Below are 18,165 nucleotides of genomic sequence, written 5' to 3' on the forward strand. Positions count from 1 at the left end.
ATTGCAGGTTTTTAAGGTTTTGTGAGGTTTATATTTTGCAAGATTTAGATTTTGTGAGATTTTAAAAAGATTTTATTGCCAAACGCAGTGAAGTTTTGATAGATAATTTGATATTGCCTAAAAATTCTTGCGAAATCCCCATTCGTGCGCCATTTCCAAAATTTTGTTTTTATAGATTTCTAAGGAAAGCATTGCTTCTTTGTCGCGTAAGTTGTCGATGATTTCGCCATTTGGCATAGCGATTAGGCTATCGCCATAAAACACCCATTCATTGTCATTTATCACACTTGTGCCTACACGATTAGCCCGAATCACAACACAGCCATTTAGAAATGCCCGCACCTTGCATAGCTCACGCCACCTAGCATTTGACTGAAAGGTATTGGCACAAGGCAGTAGCACTATATCCACACCCTCTTTTTTCATACTTAGCCAAAACTCATCAAAATGCACTTCAAAGCCAAACAATGCTGCGATATTAAAGCCATTATGCGTAAAAATAAGGGGCTTTTTTAGGATTTTGTGCTTGTGATTGTCAAAAAACCTCGCTTCATTCCAATGATGATACTCTATAAGTCGCTGCTGTCGATAAAATGGGTAGATTGTCGCGCATTTGTCGATATGAGTGAGAGTATCTGTATCGCTAATGCAAAAATCAAATATAAATTTTTTTATACCTTGTGCGTTTTGTATGAGGCTAGAATCCTGCGTGCTAGGACTTTTCGTGCTAGAATCGTTGTGGGTGGTTTTATTACCCTTTGCGCTAGAATCCGCTCTAGATTCTGCTCTATTTGTCGCGCCTTCATTGATATTTTTTTGCTGTTTTTGTGTTTTTTTTGTCGTGTCAATCACTTTTTGTATATTTTGCGTTTTTTGTATGTCTTGGTTAAATTTTTGCGCGTTTTGGGTGCTAATGTAGATGATTTCTTTGTATAGTTTTTTGTTTATATGGCGCACGATAGGTGCTACAAAGTTGATATTGTGTCGCTCGGCTAGGTAGGATAGGAAGCATATTTGAGAGTTTGTGTGAGAGTGGATTTGTTTTTTTGTCTTAGATTTTAGCTCCATAAAAAACGGATTTAACGTGTATTCAGGCAGTAGCACGAGTGTGTCTTTTTCTAGCTTGTAGCAAAAAAGCGCGAAGCGAGAATCATTTAGCCCAAGCGTGTCTTGCTGAAAAATCGTAATTTTCATAATTTACCCCTTGTTATGTGCTGTGCGATATTGTGCTGTATTATGTCGCATTGTATGGCGTGTGTCTATGGTGTATCGTTGCTAAAATGCTTTTGCTTAAAATCATCTCTGTTTAAAAGCCTCAAATTTTTATGCTCTACTTATCTTGCTTGTTTTACTTATTTTGCCTGTTTTGCCCATATCACTTCTCTTGTTTGTCTTGCTCATTTTGCTTTATCTCCTCATATTCCATTTGCGCTTTTTCTAGCATTTCTTGGGCTAGCTTTAGCTCTTGCATACCCACTTTGTATAGCTCTAGGCTTTCTTTTAGGCTCAAATCCTCTGCGTTTAGCTTGCTTAAAATCTCTTTTGTTTTTTGGATTTTCTCTTCAAAATTCTCCATTTCACACTCCTATAATTCTGTGATGACTTTGTAAGCCAAAATCCCCACAATAATCACAGGAGCGATATAGCGCAATACAAAAAGCCATAGCCCAAATGCTTTATCGCTCAAAAAATCACGCGTGTATTCTCTAAGCTCTCCCTCCTTGATTCCTTTAGCCCCTTTAGCCACCTTAGCTTTGGCTAGCACAAATCCCACAAAAAAAGTAGCAAAAAGCACGCTGATAGGCATTATCACGCTAGAGCTTACAAAATCTAGCCACAAAAACACACTTTTCCCACCAAAAATGAGATGTTCTCCACGAGCACTCATCGAATACAGTGCCACAAGCCCTATGCAAAACACCACCGCGCTAATCCCAAAAGTAGCGATTATTCTATGGATTTTGAAGCGGTTTATGAGAAAATATACGCTAGGCTCTAGCAATGACACAGTAGAAGTGATACCAGCGAATAATAACGCACTCAAAAACGCCACACTCAAAATCACGCCTACATTGCCAAATTCTGAAAAAATAAGTGGCAGTGAAATAAATACTAGATTTACGCTCTCGCCAGAACCCTGCCCTAGCTCGCCCTCATAGCCAAAGTAAAAAGTAAATATCATAAGCCCCGCAATAAGCGAAATAATAAGCCCCGGGATAACTACCCAAACCGCGCTTTTTAGGAGATTTTGCTTATCCTCACTCATCGCTGAATAAGTCATAATCGTCCCAACCCCAAGTGAGAGAGAAAAAAACATTTGAGCTAATGCGCTAATAAGCACGCTAGGAGTAATATCCTCATACTTAAAATCAAACAAAAAATGCACAGCACGCAAAAAACTTGGCTGAAAACTTGCATAAACAAGCAAAGCAATAAAAATGATAAATAGCAAGGGCATCAAAATGACATTTAATCGCTCAATGCCCTTTTTTATCCCAAAAGAAACAATAAAAGCCGTGCAAAAAAGTGTCGCAAAAAAGCACAAAATCTGTGCTTCCACACCCTCACTCATAAGAGCGGAAAAGATTCCTTGTGAATCTTGCATACTGCTAGGCAAGCTAAAACTCACAAAAACAAGATAATACAAAATCCACCCCAAAATCACACAATAAAACGACAAAATCAACACCCCACCAAGCAGGGCAATCCCCGTATATCGCCACAAGGTTTTTGGATTTTCACTAAGGGTGGCAAAGCACTCGGGCATATCGCCTTTTCCACGATTGCCTATAAGCATTTCAGCAATAAGTAGGCTAACCCCCACGCACAAAGCCAACACCAAAAATAGTAATACAAATGCGCCACCGCCATTCTCCCCTGCCATATACGGAAATCGCCAAATATGTCCCAGCCCGATAGAGCTACCAAGCGCAGCTAAAATAAAGCCGATTTGTGAAAAGGCTGGACGCATCGCATTCTCCTTGTGATAATTTGTGATAATTTATGTATTTTGGGGTAGCTTAAATTTGCAAAATCTAGCCACAAAATCTAGCAAAGCAAGGCACACATAATACGATAATCTAACTTAGAGAATCGTTAAGTGGCTAGGGATTTGCTTTGGATTTTGGCAGAATCTATGATATACACACTTGTAAGCGTGTCATAAAAAAACTCCTTTTTGCGAGAAAAAAGAGGGGTAAAAATCCCAAAAACAAACGCCACGCCAAAAGCCCACAAAACAATCCGCGCAAATGCGCGAAAAAAACCGACTTTTTGAGAATCTTTTGTGAAGTCTTTGAAGTTGTCTAAGGTGGATTTTGGGATAGATTTTGAAGTAGATTTTGGAATGTAGATGAGTTTTAGATTAGCATATCTAAGACCGGGAGTTTGCCCGCTAATGGCGATAAAAAGCGAATAAATGCACGAATAAATGGCAAAGCAGATAAAAATCACAAGCTGATTTTGCCTAAACTCCTCTGCGCTACCTAGCACGACATAAGTGGCTATATATAATATCGGTGTATAAAGCATAAATATATCAGTGATAAAGGCTTTTAGCCTGCGGGCAAGAAAAAGATGAGAAGCAACCAATGACAACGAGTAAAAAGAATCTGTGTTAGATTTTGCTTCACTGCTAGAATTGCTTTGCATTTTTGCTTGGCTAGATTTTGAAGTGAGCCTAGCTAGCGGGCTTGAATAGCGATTTTTGGCTAGCTTTTTTTGAGTAGAGATTTTGGGAGTATTTGTGGATTCTATTTGAGATTTGCTTATAGGTTTTTTTGTGGATTTGTTTGTATTATTTGGGCGGATTGGCATTTTTAGATTTTGCTTATTTTTGCTAGATTTGATTAGTTGCCACGAGAACCCGGCTTGATAGCTTTGCTTAGATTTTGCGCACACATTGGGCAAGAACTTGGCTCATACATATCAAATACAAAATCCTCTAGCGCAAAAAGAGGGATATTATCAGGCAAGCGACACTCGGGCTTTTTGGATAGATTTGAGCCTACACGAGTGCAATATCCACGATTTGCTAGCCCTGCATACGCCACTACTTTGCCACCCAAAAACTCAATACACCGCGCAGACTCTAGTGCCGAACCACCTGTGGTAATAATATCCTCACAGATAAGAAACCTCTCGCCTGTCCCCACTTCAAATCCTCTGCGAAGCTGCATTTCTCCATCTACTCGTTCGGTAAAAATAAATCGCACGCCAAGTGCTCGTGCTAGCTCATAGCCAGCCAAAATCCCACCAAGTGCAGGAGAGCACACGCTATCAACGATGATATTTGCTTCTTGTATCTGTGTGGCAAGTGCGCGTGCTAGCACTTGGGCTTGCTGTGGATTTTCTAGCACTCGGGCGGATTGTAAGTAGTGCGTGGAGTGATTGCCACTGCTAAGGAGGAAATGCCCCTCTAGCAAGGCTTTTGCGTCTTTGTAGATTTGAGCGACATTAAGCGACATAGATTTATCCTTAGATTTTGCTCTTTTTGAGATTTTACTCTTTTTGCTAGCTGTGAAGCTAGACTTTCATCACTTCTTCTTCCTTGTGAGAAACCATTTCATCGACTTTTTTTGCCATTTCATCGGTAATTTTTTGTATGCTATCTTGAGCTTTTTTGCTCTCATCTTCTGTGATTTGTTTATCTTTTTCGAGCTTTTTTATGTGGTTGTTGCTGTCTTGACGGATATTGCGAATAGCGACTTTTGCTTTCTCTCCCATAGCCTTTGCTTCTTTGGCTATGCCTTTGCGCTGCTCTTGTGTCATAGGAGGGAAAAACAGCTTCACGCTATCGCTATCGCTATTTGGATTTACCCCGATATTTGCTTCTTGGATAGCTTTTTCTATATCTTTTAGTAGTCCTTTTTCCCAAGGGGTTATCACTATGGTGGTGGCATCTTGGGCAATGACAGAACCGACTTGATTTAGCGGGGTGGGGGTGTCATAGTAGTCTATGCGGATATTATCTAGGATACTTACAGACACCCTGCCACTTCGCAAAGTAGCAAAATCTCTGCGCAAAGATTCTAGCGATTTTTCCATATACTCGCGTGCGTGAGTCAAAATCTCTTGTGTCATTGCTTACTTCCTTAAAGTGTTTTATTTATCGCTTTGATTGTTTTGGCTTGGAGTACTAGTTTGCAGTGGAGAATTTAGCGATGGGCTAAGCGGTGTATTTAGCGGAGAATTTAGCGGCGCATTTAGAGGAGCGTTTAGAGGAGCGGTTGGCTTGCTAGTAGCTTCCTTTTGTGAGTCAAAGACGGATTTTTCTTGCTGGGCATTGAACTGATAGCCTAGAAATATCGTATTTGCCAAAAATAATAGCCCTAAAAACATTGTAAGTTTTGCCAAAAATCCTGCAGGTCCTTTTGCGCCAAATAGGGATTCATTGCTCCCGCTATACACGCCAAGCCCTAGATTTGAGGACTTTTGGAGGAGGACTACTCCTACGATAATGATAGACAAAATAATCTCAATAACGACAAAAACCGTGCTCATAGCACTCTCCTTAAGAAGTGAAAATTTAGATTTTGGGTTTTTAGTTTGCGATGATTTTGATAGCACAGCTTTATAGCCATTACACGCAAACAAAAAGGCAATTTTAACATAAATTTATATGATTTTGGATAAGAAAACTTTGTGGCAGGATTTCTAGTAGAAGTGGCAAGAAAGTAGCAAAAACAACCAAAGAATAACAAAGCAGAATCAAAATCTAGCAAGATAAAGACACACAATCCAAGCAAGCAAATAAAAAGATAAAAAAGAAACAAAAACAAACATTGCAAAGATGCAAAAAGCTAGATTCTCTGCCAAGCAAAATTAAGCAAAATCTTGCCAAGTCAAAGAATCTAGCTAAAATCCCTAAATGCTATAAATCTCTTAAAAAGCCCTTGCAAAGATTTGTAGTGAAAAAGCAACACCACAAATGCTTTTTGCAAGTGCTATTTTCAAGCGATTTTAGCGTTATTTTATGGGATTTCTCACCACTGCGACTTTGTCTGCTCCGCCCTCGCGTGTGAGGATATAGAGCTCATCGCCCTTGATAGCTATGTCGCTTATATCGCCGATATTTGGCAGTGTGTAAGCATCAGTTATAGCCTTAGAGGCGAGGTCGATTACAAGTAGTGCGTTGTAGTTTTTAGAAATGGCTAGCATTTTGCCATCTGCAATGTCCGCACCTGTAATGTAGAAGTTATTGACTTTCGCGCCCTCTTTTAGTGATAAGCCTTTGCCAAACTCTAGGATTGTCTCCTCGCTGATTTGATTGTCTTTGGTATCAAATTTTAGCAAGATGACATTTGGAGCTTTTTTAGCAGCTACGGTTAGCATATAAAAATACCTTGAATCTGGGTCTTTAGCAAGACTTAAAACATAGTTTTTCTTAGCCCTTGTAGTGCGCAAAGAAAGTCTTTGTCCTTTGGTATTTTTATAGAGTGCCTCGTTTTTCTTACCAAACGCTGGCAAAAGATTGCCCTCTACTTGAGGCAAAAACTCCCACTGAATGAACTTATCAGTCTCATCTAGGCTATCTACGCGCTCCACGCCCCAAATCGCTTTGTTATACGCAGTGGCTACGACTTTGCCCGGTGCGAAAAATGTCGCATCAACAGTGATAGGAATGTCTTGTCCATTTGGTTGGTCGATAGTAGCAAACTCTTTGCTCTCTGCGAAGTTGCTATCAGTGAAATACACAGAAGCACCTGTGCCGATGAGGGCAAATTGGTTGTTTGCTTTGTCATACGCCAAACCACCTGCATAAGTCTTGCTACCCGCGTAGTTTTTAAGCTCGATGCCTATTTCTTTGGTAGCTATGAGCGAAAGCGGAGTTTGATTTTGGCTTAAAATCGGCGAATTGCTAGGATTGGTATCGATTGGGTAATTTGCGTCCTCATTCTCGTTTGCCCCTGCAATCCACGGCTTAGGTCCTTGATTAAACCCTAGCAAACTCCACTTGCCCGGTCTAAAGTTTTCGTGCCAATGCACGGGGTCCCAAAACTTAGAAGCTAAAGAAATATCCCAAGTAAATCGTGTAGCCGCAGGTGCGCCTCTACCGCCAAATGGAGGTGGTCCATTGGTGATGAAAAACTGCACGACATTGGTAAATACGATAAATGCAGAAAGCACAAACACAGCTTTGCCGTATTGACTAAATTCTTTGATTTTGATTTCAGAATCTAGAAGCTCTTTGCCAAGCAGATTGTCTTTGCGGATAAAGAGCATCATCACAGCCATAGCCAAAATCACAGCCCAATACACCACAAAAGCCCAAGTATAAGTATGCAAGCCAAACATTGCCTCGCCAAAGCCCTGTCCTATATCGCCCTGCCCGCTGATACCGACATGACGCAAGCCCTCATACAAGAACCAAAAGCCTGTGAGAAACACTGCTACCATATACTTGATTTTCACGCCATAGCGCACCATAAATAGCCCCAAAATCCCAACGATAATCATACCAAGTCGCTCGTGTCCGCAAAGCAAGCAAGGAGATTCTCCTTTGACAAAGCCTAGATAGAGGTTTGCCATACCAACAGGAACAACCAAAATGATTAGCACGGCGGTTGTCATTACGATATTGAAATTCTTCTCTGTGAGAAGTTTGTCAAACAATTCTTTCATCACAACCTCCTATACTAAAGTGTAAGATTTGGTATCCAAGTAGAAGCACTTGCTACCAACCACAACACTACATCAAAGGCAATCACACCAGCGATGATGCCAAACGCCAACCTTTCTTTTTGCGGCTTGAACCAAATCAGTAAAACCGCAATGAATGCTAAGAGATACTCTAAGAATTCCATACAAACTCCTTAAGGAATAAGATTTTGTATTTGACTTGACACAAACCCGACATACCCTCAAATCAGCCACGGTCACAAATCAGCCAACCTAAATCAGCATAGTTAGAAAGTTGATATTGAAGTTGAATGAATATGCCTAGCCAAATACCCTTTCAGTATAGCAAAACAAAATCTAAAAAAACAAAATTAAACAAAAAACGATAAAAATATTCAATTATCTTTGCAATATATATCCATAATCTTTACAATTTCTTTACAACTTTTACAATATTTTTGCATATACCGCACTTTAGTGTGTATTTTGTTAGAAATATTTTACATAAAAGGCGATATAATGCAAGGCATTCACAAAATCTAGCGCACTCTAAAGTTTGCGCAAAAAGGCGGTAAAGAAAATGTTGGCACGATTTCAAGGGGTAATAAAGCAGTATTATTTCGCAGTGATTGTCATACTTGTGATATACGCACTAGCGGTAAATGAGCAAGTGGGCAAACTTTGTGCAGGGGTAGCGATTTTGCTATTTGGTATGCTATTTTTGGGTGAGGGATTCCGCGCATTCTCTGGTGGGTTTTTGGAGAGAGTGCTAGCAAAATACACCAAAAATTCCATAAAAAGCATTATCTTTGGGACACTTGCTACGACTATTATGCAAAGCTCTAGCCTCGTATCTGTGCTTGCGATTTCTTTTGTGAGTGCTTCACTCATCGGGCTTACGCAAGGTATTGGCGTTATGTTTGGAGCAAATCTAGGAAATACCGCTGGCTCTTGGCTGATTGTAGGTGCTTCATCGATAAATATTTCCGCACTTGCGCTACCCCTAATCGTAGGTGGACTACTATTTAATTTCCAAGCATCTAAGACATACAAAGGCATAGGCAAGGTGCTTGCAGGGCTTGGATTTTTCTTTTTGGGTGTGTTTTATATAAAGGCTGGTTTTGAGAGTTTTCACGGGGTTATGGATTTATCCCAATACAAACTTGATGGCTACAAAGAAGTATTTGGATTTTTGCTTTTGGGCGCACTCATTACTTCAATTATCCAAAGCTCCCACGCCACGCTTGCTATCATCATCACAGCGTTTTTGGAGCAACAAATCAGCTACACAGCAGCACTTAGTGCAGTGCTTGGCACAAGCGTAGGTGGCGTAGTAACCGCGCTTGTAGCTTCCCTAAGCGCAAATGTGAATGGACGAAGACTTGCCATAGCAAATTGTATGTTTAACTTCACAACCGTGCTTATTGTCGCGGTATTTTTCCCTTATTTTTTAGACTTAAACAACTTCTTAGGCGATACTTTTGGATTTGCCAAAACACTAGAAGAGGGCAATTCTTGCCTACTGCGCTTGGCACTTTTCCACACGCTGTTTAATGTGTTTGGTGTGGTGCTACTTATCGGCTTTATCCCCGCTATGGCAAATTTCTTAAACAAAGCCCTAAAAAGCGACACCAAAACACAGACTGTGTCTACTCCGCTTTTTATCAGCGAGATTTTGCTATCCTATCCCGACACTGCTATGGGTGCGCTAAACAACGAAGTCAAGCACCTATATGACAATGCCTATATGATTATTTCTAGGGCTATTGGATTTCATAGAGAGGATATTTCTTCAAGTGCGGCGTTTTCTAGCCTCATAAAGAAAAAAGACTTGCTAAAAGCTGACATAGACATAGCAGAGCTGTATAACACACAGATAAAAACCCTCTTTAATGCGATTATGGATTTCTCCACAAAGTTGCAGGTTTTTACCACCAATAGAGAGCATATTGAGCGAATCGTATCCATACAAATCGCCTCACGCAAAATCGCTGAAGCCACCAAAAATATAGGCTTGCTAGAGGATAATATGAAAAAATATTCCACAGGAAGCAATGCCGCGCTTAAAAAAGAATACGATGATATGAGGCTTGATTTGGGTAAGCTACTTCGTATGATAGAGCATATCAAAAAAGCCCCCAAAGACGACAGAAAAGATGCCAAAAAGCTACTAAAGGAGCAAAAGAAATTCTTTAAACTCCAAGATAGAGAGGCGTTTGACATTGTCGAAGCCCTAATCAATCGCAAAGCAGTAAGCGCGGCAGAGGGGACATCTCTGCTAAATGACTTATCTTTCATCAACAATGTAGCAAAAGAGCTTATAGGTGCGATAAACCATATCTATGGACTATCCAAAAACACCTACATAGGCAAAAAAAGCAAAAAGAAGCGAGAGGCTTTGCTAAGCAAACAAAAAGAATCAAGCGCAAAAAATCCAAAAGCGCAAAAAGATTCTAAAGAGACAAAAAACACCAAAAAATCTCCTAGCACAAGAGAGGGCAAAAAAAGCACTCCCACCACAAAAAAGAGTGCAGAAAAAGTAGTCAAAAAATAGATTTAGTTTTTGGTGGATTTAGGAGGGGGACGATAAAAAGAGGGGGGTTTTTGCATATTTCGCGTATATGGCTTTGATGATTCTTTAGTAATTTTATGATTTTTGGGATTTGGGAGGGGATTTTATGTGGCAGATAATGATTTTGCCCTGCTATTTTTGTCTTTTTGCTTTTTTATCTATTGGCTCTTTTTGTAAAAAATGTCGTAAAGTTGCATTTGCTTAGTTTTTGCCAAGAATCTAAAATATTATAAAAATATATAAAATGGCAGATAAAATCTAGCAGATTCTAGGCAATAGCTCGCCTTGCGGATACTCCATAAACCGCTTTGAACCCCATTTGTTTTTTAGCACCACGCGTGCTTTTGTATCTTTTGCTAGATTTTGGTTTGAGCTAGCCTTATGCGTGCTACTCACTTCGGTTACTTCGCCGATGATAGAGGCATATCTGCCAAGTGGATGGGAGCGCAAAATCTCACAGATTTCACTAGCTTGGCTTGGCTCTACACTTAGAGCGCACACTCCCTCGTTTGCTAGCATATATGCTTCAAGCCCTAGTATCTCACACACTCCGCGCACTTCCTCATCTATGTATATGCACTCCTCATCTATCTCTATTTGTGCTTTTGAGGCGTTTGCCCATTCATTTAGCACGGCTGAAAGCCCACCTCTAGTAGCGTCTCTCATCGCGTGTATCTCAAAGTCACCACCAAAAAGTGGCTCTAGCATCTCATAGAGTTGAGCGCAATCACTTTGTAGATTTGAGTGAAGTCCTATCCCCTCTCTGCTTGCAAATATACTCGCCCCGTGCGCTCCTATGGGTGCAGAGAGAATGATTTTATCCCCCTTTTGCAATGCCTTACTAGAAATGCCACTCTTTAGCACCTTTCCTATGCAAGTAGTGTTTATAAACAGCTTATCTATCGAGCCTTTGGGCAGGACTTTGGTATCTGCACTTAGGATTTTTAAGTCTGTGCGCTCCACCTCACACGCAATACTTTTGATGATTTTTTCTAGCTCATCTTGCCCTAGCCCCTCCTCTATCATAAATCCAAGCGTGATAAATTCTGGCTTTGCCCCCATCATCGCCACATCATTGCTACTCCCACAAATGCTTAGCTTGCCTATGTCGCCACCATTGAAAAATATCGGGGAAATCACAAAGCTATCCGTGCTTATGGCAAAATCTTTGGCACTATCTCCCGCACTAAACACGCCCGCATCCTCCCCCTCACTTACAAAAAACCTCCCCAAATGTGGCAAAAATATCTCCCTTATCAGCTCATCGCTAGCTGCCCCACCGCTACCTGCGGCAAGAGGGATAGTCGTGTGGGGGTATTGTGTGTGCTTTTTTTGCATAGATTCTCCTTGAAAAAGTTTTGTTTTTAGATTTTGCTTTTTTTATTTTTATGTTTTAGAATCGCTAGATTTTACTAAAAACAAGCAAAAACAATGATTTATTTTGGATTTATTTTTGGGTTATTTTGTTTGTTTCCATATTTTATTTTTTTACTTTGTTTTTTGCTTTATTTTTTTGCTTGGCTTTTTTATTTGCTTTTTACTTTACTCTATCTTGCTTCGCATTCAAAGATTTTGACTACCTCTAAAGATTTTGACTTTTGACAAAACCCACAACAGATAAGAAATATCATTGCTTGTGCTAAAAATAACCAAAATCTAAAAAACTCAATTTTTAGCAAAATGCTTAAAAGAAATGGATTGCAAACAAAAACAAGTAAAATTTAAAAATTTATGCGTTTTGTTTTGGACTTATTCACAAAAATATAGATTTATTCACAATGCCTTAAAAATCTATGGAATCTCGTAGCGCACGACTTTTCTAAGCCTATTTTTCCAATACTTATTTGAGATATTCACAATTTTTGCCCCACCTTTTGTCGATAAGTGCATAAAGTCGCCATTTTGGAGATAAATCCCTACGTGATAGCCGTGCGCCCCCCTACCCGTGCGAAAAAATAGCAAATCTGCGGGCTGAAGATTTTTTGTGGGCGTGTGCCTGCCACCGATTTTTTCGCCCTGCGCCATTTGATTTAGCGTGATTCTAGGGAGTTTGAGTGAGAAACTCTCATCAAACACCACCATAACAAATCCGCTACAATCTGCACCTTCGCGCTTTATCCCGCCCGAACGATAGGGAGTTTTTTCCCAGCTTTTTTGCTGCTGATATAGTTTGGAGAGGATTTCATTTTCAGATGCCCCATCAAAAAGCGCGGAGTGAGGCGAAGTCAAAATAGTCGCAAAATCCTCACTTTGAGAATCTAGACTTTGCGAATTTAGATTTTGCGCACTTTGTGCGCTCTGTTCGCTCTGTATGCTTTGAGTAAAATCTTTGGCTTGCTGTGGGGTTTGTTGAGATTTTGTGCTAGATTTTGTCGTGCTTGAAGTGGCAAAAAGATTTTGCCTTGTTTGCTGATAGCCACTTAGCCTTGCAGATTTGTTAAAATCCAAAAACGCACACCCACTTAGCAAGAGCGCACATACACTTATGCTACTTATGCCAATATATGTGCTTGCGCTAGCTCGCACTTGGGAGGCATAGACACGCACACCAAGTAGTAATGCACGCAAGCAAAAACTTCTCTTATAAAAAATGCTATAAAATCTTTTATAAAATCTCATTTTTTCATCTTTTTATCTTTAGTTTGATTTTGGGACTAAATTTACTTTGAGTGATTTTGTGGCTGATTTTGGCTCATTTGAGATTTCTGCTCGATATTGTGTAGCCATACAAACGCCTCAACCACCGCACTATATAGCTCCACAGGGATACACTCATCAATCTCTACTTTTAGTAGCATATTTACTAGCTCCTCATTTGCAAAAAGTGGAATATCAAACTCCCTAGCCTTTTGGATAATCTTTTTTGCTATCTCGCCTTTGCCACTTGCTAGGACTTTTGGTGCGATGTCAGCTTTGTCATCATAAGCGAGGGCTGCGGCTTTGATTTGTGGCAAATTTTTTAGATTTTTGAGAAATTTTGGATTTTGAAGTTTTGGGGGTTTTTGCATTATCTGCCTTGTTTATCATCTAGTATCGCAATGCGATAGAATCTAGCTCACTCCACGAGCAAGTATTTTTGGCTTGAGTGCTATCGCGAGTTTTTAGTATATGGACAATAGAGCGCACAATCATATCAGTTTCGATATTTACGCGCCTGCCGACCTGATAGGTGCAAAAAAGTGTGTTTTGCAAAGTGTGAGGGATAATGCTAAGCATAAAAATCGCTTCTTTATCATTGTCTTTATTTGCTTCGTCTATACTTGCGATAGTTAGGCTTATGCCATCTACACATACCGAGCCTTGCGGGATAATCATTTGGATTTTCTCTTTTGGGATAGCGATTGCAAAGCGCGTGGCATTCTCTCGTGGCGTGATAGATTTTATCACACCTACACTATCGATATGCCCTTGCACAAAATGCCCATCAAGCCTAGAATCAGCCCTCAAAGCAGGCTCGATATGCACAGCCCCTTGATAATTCTCAAGTGCGACTAGGCTTTGTGAATGCTTAGAAATCTCTAGCGAAAATCCGTCATTATGTACTTCTATGACCGTTAGGCACATTCCATTTATAGCGATAGAATCGCCGATTTGGGCTTTGTGAGTACATTGCACGCGCAAAATGTCGTTTTTAAAACTTTTTATATGTCCTATCTCTCGCACAAGTCCGCTAAACATTGCTGGCAAAATCCTTTTTTTATTTTGATTTATATTATGAAGCACGATTTTTGCTAGAATTCTAACAAATTTTAGAGATTTTTTATTATTTAAAACACTAAAGGATAAAAATGCACTTTGTTGATACGCATTGTCATTTGGACGATGAAAGATATGAGGGGGATTTAGATACCGTGCTAAAGCGCACGAGGAATTTGGGGGTGGAGGAGATTCTTATCCCTGCGGCAAGTCCTCGCACTTTGGATAGAGCAAAAGAAATAAGCGATAGCGATAAAAATGTGTATTTTGCTTGTGGATTGCACCCTTGTGATATTGATGAGGAAGCACAATTTAGGACAAGCCTTAGCCGCTTTGTCGATAGCCCAAAATGCAAAGCTATCGGGGAGTGCGGGCTAGATTATTATTATCTGCCAAAGGTTTCACAAGAGGATTGTGATAAAGAAAAAAGACACCAAGAAATAGAAGCGATAAAAAACGCGCAAAAAGCTCTCTTTGCCGAGCAAATAGAGCTAGCGATAAGCAAAGATTTGCCCCTCATCGTGCATATCCGTGAAGCAAGCAATGATGCTTATGAGATTCTCTCCTCTTATAAGCAAGCACGAGGGGTTTTGCACTGCTACAATGCTGATAGAATCTTGCTAGATTTAAGTGATAGATTTTATTATGGAATCGGTGGCGTGGCTACTTTTAAAAACGCTAGGCGTCTGCTTGAAGTCCTGCCACTTATCCCCAAAAATCGCTTGCTGCTGGAGACAGATGCGCCATATCTCACGCCCCACCCCCATCGTGGAGAGCGCAATAGCCCTGAATATATACCGCTTATAGCTACGCGTGTTGGGGAGATTTTGGGGGTTAGCGTGGAGGAAATAGCGAGCATAACGACACAAAATGCACAAAATTTATTTAAATTTAACTAAAAAGAAACAAAAGTTTACTATAATGCTAGATTTATTTTTGGGCTTTGTCGCGTGATTTTTCGCATTGTGATTGTTACGATTGCGGTGTGCTTGCGATAATGTTTGCGTGCTTTGTTTGGTGTTTTTTAGGTTTTTGGGATATTTTTTCGCAATGTTTGCAAATTTTGTATGAGGAGAAAATCGGTGGAAATTTCAAAACTTTTACTAAAAGGGATTTTGGCTAGTGTGGCAGGGGTAACAAGTGTGAGTGTGCTAAATGCTAGTAGCACGCTTGATATGTCTAGCAATGCGCTAAGTAGCGGGGTGCTAGACTCTAGTCAAAATCTGCTGCTAGATTCTAGTGGTGCTGATATGACTAGCTTTATAAACTTCGGTATCGACCCAAATAGTGGCACAAACTCCACTATCCAAAATGACACGCTAAATGACACAGCTACAAGTCAAAGTGTAGAATCTAACGCGCTAGATTCTGCTACAACCTCACAAAATCCTAACCAAAATCCAAACGCACAAGCCAACTCAAATCAACCAAATTCTACTCAAGCTACCACAGCTATCACTTCTCAACCAACTACTACCCAATCTGCTACTTCTATGGATAGCTCTAGTAGCCCTGCAGGCAGTAGCACGCAAAGCACAGCTACATTTAGTATGCAGCCCATCCAAGCCCCCATTTCTGCGCGAGCTATGCAAAGTGAGCGATTTTTGAGCACAAATGGTGGCTTCAATCCTGATAACAAAAGCATCTCTACGCTAAATTCGTTTGGTGTGAGTGAGGAATTTTTGGCGAGCCTAAAGACAAATACGATTTTGCACTCCCAAAGCGATGATAAGAGATGGGCGAGATTTGTCCAGCAGTTTGACTCAAGCTATGAGTTTATCCCTATTATCCGCTCTATGATAGCGCAAGGTGGAATCCCACAAGAGTTTTTGTTTCTCGCAATGGCAGAATCTGGCTTCTCATCAAAAGCATATAGTCGCAAAAAAGCAAGTGGGATTTGGCAGTTTATGAGCTTTACAGCGCGAGATATGGGGCTTATCATCAATGATTATGTCGATGAAAGGCGCGACCCGATAAAAAGCACAAAAGCGGCTATACGCTACCTCCAATACCTCTACCAAGCCACAGGAGAGTGGTATCTAGCGGCAATGGCGTATAACTGCGGGCTAGGACGGCTAAATAGAGCCATAGCAAAAGCTGGGACAAAGGACTTGAATGTATTGCTTGATGAGAGAGCAAAATACCTACCTGCCGAAACGCGCAACTATATCCGCACGATTTTGAGTATGTCTCTAGCTTTTGGCAATCTACAAAAAATGCGTGATGCCGATAGAGAATACCTGCTAAATCGCGGAGCTATGGATACTCTAGCCGAAGTGCAAGTAAAGGGCGGGACAATGCTAGAATCTATCGCAGCAGGTGCGGGTATGGATATAGATGACATAAAAAAATACAATCGCCACATAATCTATCACTTCCTACCACCAAATCAACAAGAATACTCTGTGTATATTCCCTATGATAGACTTGCATATTTTAAGCAAAACTTCGACCAAGACAATGCAAAAATTGCGGAGTTTATGTTTCATAGAGTCAAAAAAGGCGAAAATCTAGCAAGCATAGCAAAGCGATACGGCATAACAGTAGCCACACTCAAATCCACCAACAACCTAAGCGAAAAACCTAGAATAGTAGCCAATCAAAAGCTACTTGTCCCGCTTGCTTCTAGTGGCAAAATCGCGCAAAAATAAACAAAATCTATATGATAAGAATCTATGCGATTTAGAAAAACCAAGTATGCAAATTGCATAGATTCTCTTTTTGTCTTGCATTTCCTCTCTTTGTTTGCTTCTTTGTCTAAATTTTTTTCACGCGGATTCTTTTATCACAGCTCTTTTTTATACAAACCTCTTTGCTACAAACCAACCACACGCAAACTAAACAAACTATCCAAAATCATTCATTATACAAACTTCATCGTTGTTCTTGGATTTTTGGCTATATGCTTGACAGCTTGCGCAAATGAAAGCGTGTATCGCGGTGGATTAGGAGCGTTTAAAGACTATGAAGCCTTATCAAGCTATCGCTCTGTGGGCAAAGCACAGCATTTTGCAAACCAAGTATTTGAAAACGAGCGATTTGAAAAAGCATTTGGCAAAACCTTTTCAAATCGAGAAAAAAACACTAGCTTTGGAAAATCCTTTGAGCAAAATTTCACTGCTAGCAACGCCCCTATTGATTCTTTTAGCGGTGGTGGGGCTTCGCTTATGTATGGTATGAGAGAGTCCCAAGCCATACAGAGAGCCACGATGAGACCATATCAAATCGCGGGCAAGTGGTATTACCCCACGCAAGTCAAAATCGGCGAAACATTTGATGGCATAGCAAGCTGGTATGGACCAAACTTCCACGCCAAAAAAACCTCCAATGGCGAAACCTACAATATGCACGCTCACACCGCAGCAAGCAAGACACTCCCTATGAATACCATAGTCAAAGTGCTAAACAAAGAAAATGGCAAAACCACCATTGTGCGCATAAATGACAGAGGACCATTTGTAGAGGGACGTATCATTGATTTGTCAAATGTCGCGGCAAAAGATATAGATATGGTTACAAAAGGCACGGCAAAAGTGCGACTAGAAGTGATAGGGTTTGGTGGCAAGGTGGATAAAAACTACCAAAACTCCCTCAATGTATCCAATGAAGCTATCCAAGATGAATTTGAAGTAGGCGAGACAAAAGAAGCTGTCGCGGGAGGGGTTTTCTCGCTGCAAGTTGGCGTGTTTAAACTAAAAGATGGTGCGCAAGCCACAAAGAAAAAGTTTGATGACATTGCAAAAGAATATAATGTATTTATAAAAGAGGATAATGACTTATACCGCGTGTTTGTGCAAGGTTTTAGTAGCGAAGCTGAAGCGCAAGATTTTGCTAAATCAAATGGCCTGACTCCTATCATCGTGCGCGAGTAAAAAGACTTGTATTTTTCTATAAATTAAATTCTCTGCTAAACAAAACTGCGCTATATTTGATTTCATAAAATATGTGGCAACTATCTTTGCCCACTGCTTCTCTCCTCTCATTTGCGCTACTTTGCACTACTTTGTAAATGCCACCTAAAGCGAGAAACTCTCAATTCTATTCATTTCTAATTCATTGCCACTAGCTCATTGCCTACCCACACACAAACAACACCATTACTAAAATCCCCTCCAAATTCCACTAAATAAAATCTAAAAAAACGCGCAATAAAAATATGAAAATAAAATCTTGTAGTTATTTTTTCGTTTTTTTTTTTTTTTTGTAGGATTCCCCTTGTCTTTCCCACCTTTTTGCACAAATTTGCGCAAAAACTTACGCAAATAAGGTGTTTGTAA

Annotated in this window: 17 protein-coding genes; 4 read left to right on the top strand and 13 right to left on the bottom strand. The window is 40.2% G+C overall.

The window, feature by feature from the left end:
* Positions 1–117: 117 nt before the first annotated feature.
* The 9 genes from CQA40_RS02045 to CQA40_RS11790 all read right to left on the bottom strand — a co-directional run bounded on the left by CQA40_RS02045 (position 118) and on the right by CQA40_RS11790 (position 7,805).
* The gene (locus CQA40_RS02045) at positions 118–1,194 is read right to left on the bottom strand and encodes a carbon-nitrogen hydrolase family protein (RefSeq protein WP_115519321.1); all 1,077 of its coding nucleotides are present in this window, start codon (positions 1,192–1,194) and stop codon (positions 118–120) included.
* A gap of 181 nt (positions 1,195–1,375) precedes the next feature.
* A complete protein-coding gene (gene xseB / locus CQA40_RS02050) occupies positions 1,376–1,576 on the bottom strand; it encodes an exodeoxyribonuclease VII small subunit (RefSeq protein WP_023927472.1) in 201 nt (66 codons plus the stop codon).
* A 9-nt stretch (positions 1,577–1,585) separates the two neighbouring features.
* Positions 1,586–2,971: a sodium-dependent transporter gene (locus CQA40_RS02055; protein ID WP_115519322.1), complete on the bottom strand. Its 1,386-nt coding sequence runs from the start codon at positions 2,969–2,971 to the stop codon at positions 1,586–1,588.
* A gap of 125 nt (positions 2,972–3,096) precedes the next feature.
* Positions 3,097–3,816 carry an RDD family protein gene (locus CQA40_RS02060; protein ID WP_258864422.1) on the bottom strand — a complete coding sequence of 240 codons (720 nt, stop codon included), beginning with the start codon at positions 3,814–3,816 and terminating at the stop codon, positions 3,097–3,099.
* A 32-nt stretch (positions 3,817–3,848) separates the two neighbouring features.
* Positions 3,849–4,466, bottom strand: a complete 618-nt coding sequence (gene pyrE / locus CQA40_RS02065) for an orotate phosphoribosyltransferase (RefSeq protein WP_115519323.1) — start codon at positions 4,464–4,466, stop codon at positions 3,849–3,851.
* A gap of 58 nt (positions 4,467–4,524) precedes the next feature.
* Complete coding sequence (gene frr, locus CQA40_RS02070) at positions 4,525–5,082, bottom strand: ribosome recycling factor (RefSeq protein ID WP_023927468.1); 558 nt, start codon at positions 5,080–5,082, stop codon at positions 4,525–4,527.
* Between the two features lie 21 nt (positions 5,083–5,103).
* Positions 5,104–5,502: a preprotein translocase subunit SecG gene (gene secG, locus CQA40_RS02075; RefSeq protein ID WP_115519324.1), complete on the bottom strand. Its 399-nt coding sequence runs from the start codon at positions 5,500–5,502 to the stop codon at positions 5,104–5,106.
* Between the two features lie 465 nt (positions 5,503–5,967).
* Entirely contained in the window at positions 5,968–7,623 is a 1,656-nt protein-coding gene (locus CQA40_RS02085) for a disulfide bond formation protein B (protein ID WP_115519326.1), read from the bottom strand.
* Between the two features lie 14 nt (positions 7,624–7,637).
* Positions 7,638–7,805, bottom strand: coding sequence for a hypothetical protein (locus tag CQA40_RS11790; protein ID WP_023927465.1), 168 nt, complete (start codon positions 7,803–7,805; stop codon positions 7,638–7,640).
* A gap of 395 nt (positions 7,806–8,200) precedes the next feature.
* Here CQA40_RS11790 and CQA40_RS02090 point away from each other — a divergent pair, with 395 nt between their 5' ends.
* Positions 8,201–10,174 carry a Na/Pi symporter gene (locus CQA40_RS02090; protein ID WP_115519327.1) on the top strand — a complete coding sequence of 658 codons (1,974 nt, stop codon included), beginning with the start codon at positions 8,201–8,203 and terminating at the stop codon, positions 10,172–10,174.
* A 276-nt stretch (positions 10,175–10,450) separates the two neighbouring features.
* Here the strand turns inward: CQA40_RS02090 and hypE are convergent, their stop codons facing one another.
* The 4 genes from hypE to ribE all read right to left on the bottom strand — a co-directional run bounded on the left by hypE (position 10,451) and on the right by ribE (position 13,870).
* Complete coding sequence (hypE, locus tag CQA40_RS02095) at positions 10,451–11,530, bottom strand: hydrogenase expression/formation protein HypE (protein ID WP_115519328.1); 1,080 nt, start codon at positions 11,528–11,530, stop codon at positions 10,451–10,453.
* A gap of 453 nt (positions 11,531–11,983) precedes the next feature.
* Complete coding sequence (locus tag CQA40_RS02100) at positions 11,984–12,811, bottom strand: C40 family peptidase (protein ID WP_115519329.1); 828 nt, start codon at positions 12,809–12,811, stop codon at positions 11,984–11,986.
* Between the two features lie 41 nt (positions 12,812–12,852).
* Entirely contained in the window at positions 12,853–13,200 is a 348-nt protein-coding gene (locus CQA40_RS02105; RefSeq protein ID WP_115519330.1) for an EscU/YscU/HrcU family type III secretion system export apparatus switch protein, read from the bottom strand.
* A 19-nt stretch (positions 13,201–13,219) separates the two neighbouring features.
* Positions 13,220–13,870 carry a riboflavin synthase gene (gene ribE, locus CQA40_RS02110; protein WP_115519331.1) on the bottom strand — a complete coding sequence of 217 codons (651 nt, stop codon included), beginning with the start codon at positions 13,868–13,870 and terminating at the stop codon, positions 13,220–13,222.
* A gap of 110 nt (positions 13,871–13,980) precedes the next feature.
* Here ribE and CQA40_RS02115 point away from each other — a divergent pair, with 110 nt between their 5' ends.
* From CQA40_RS02115 to CQA40_RS11515, 3 genes are all read left to right on the top strand, one after another.
* A complete protein-coding gene (locus tag CQA40_RS02115; protein ID WP_115519332.1) occupies positions 13,981–14,787 on the top strand; it encodes a TatD family hydrolase in 807 nt (268 codons plus the stop codon).
* 183 nt (positions 14,788–14,970) lie between these two features.
* The gene (locus CQA40_RS02120) at positions 14,971–16,539 is read left to right on the top strand and encodes a lytic transglycosylase domain-containing protein (RefSeq protein WP_181882793.1); all 1,569 of its coding nucleotides are present in this window, start codon (positions 14,971–14,973) and stop codon (positions 16,537–16,539) included.
* Between the two features lie 225 nt (positions 16,540–16,764).
* On the top strand, positions 16,765–17,760 hold the full coding sequence (locus tag CQA40_RS11515; RefSeq protein ID WP_408941403.1) for a septal ring lytic transglycosylase RlpA family protein: 996 nt from the start codon (positions 16,765–16,767) through the stop codon (positions 17,758–17,760).
* Positions 17,761–18,165 lie beyond the last annotated feature (405 nt).

Source organism: Helicobacter sp. MIT 01-3238 (assembly GCF_003364135.1).
GTDB lineage: Bacteria > Campylobacterota > Campylobacteria > Campylobacterales > Helicobacteraceae > Helicobacter_B.

Bases quoted from the DNA above. Each gene is read 5' to 3' on its own strand.
- CQA40_RS02060 (WP_258864422.1), bottom strand. From the start codon at position 3,816: ATGCCAATCCGCCCAAATAATACAAACAAATCCACAAAAAAACCTATA.
- xseB (WP_023927472.1), bottom strand. From the start codon at position 1,576: ATGGAGAATTTTGAAGAGAAAATCCAAAAAACAAAAGAGATTTTAAGC.
- CQA40_RS11790 (WP_023927465.1), bottom strand. From the start codon at position 7,805: ATGGAATTCTTAGAGTATCTCTTAGCATTCATTGCGGTTTTACTGATT.
- CQA40_RS02115 (WP_115519332.1), top strand. From the start codon at position 13,981: ATGCACTTTGTTGATACGCATTGTCATTTGGACGATGAAAGATATGAG.
- frr (WP_023927468.1), bottom strand. From the start codon at position 5,082: ATGACACAAGAGATTTTGACTCACGCACGCGAGTATATGGAAAAATCG.
- CQA40_RS02085 (WP_115519326.1), bottom strand. From the start codon at position 7,623: ATGAAAGAATTGTTTGACAAACTTCTCACAGAGAAGAATTTCAATATC.
- CQA40_RS02105 (WP_115519330.1), bottom strand. From the start codon at position 13,200: ATGCAAAAACCCCCAAAACTTCAAAATCCAAAATTTCTCAAAAATCTA.
- pyrE (WP_115519323.1), bottom strand. From the start codon at position 4,466: ATGTCGCTTAATGTCGCTCAAATCTACAAAGACGCAAAAGCCTTGCTA.
- CQA40_RS02045 (WP_115519321.1), bottom strand. From the start codon at position 1,194: ATGAAAATTACGATTTTTCAGCAAGACACGCTTGGGCTAAATGATTCT.
- CQA40_RS02090 (WP_115519327.1), top strand. From the start codon at position 8,201: ATGTTGGCACGATTTCAAGGGGTAATAAAGCAGTATTATTTCGCAGTG.
- ribE (WP_115519331.1), bottom strand. From the start codon at position 13,870: ATGTTTAGCGGACTTGTGCGAGAGATAGGACATATAAAAAGTTTTAAA.
- hypE (WP_115519328.1), bottom strand. From the start codon at position 11,530: ATGCAAAAAAAGCACACACAATACCCCCACACGACTATCCCTCTTGCC.
- CQA40_RS02055 (WP_115519322.1), bottom strand. From the start codon at position 2,971: ATGCGTCCAGCCTTTTCACAAATCGGCTTTATTTTAGCTGCGCTTGGT.
- secG (WP_115519324.1), bottom strand. From the start codon at position 5,502: ATGAGCACGGTTTTTGTCGTTATTGAGATTATTTTGTCTATCATTATC.
- CQA40_RS02100 (WP_115519329.1), bottom strand. From the start codon at position 12,811: ATGAGATTTTATAAAAGATTTTATAGCATTTTTTATAAGAGAAGTTTT.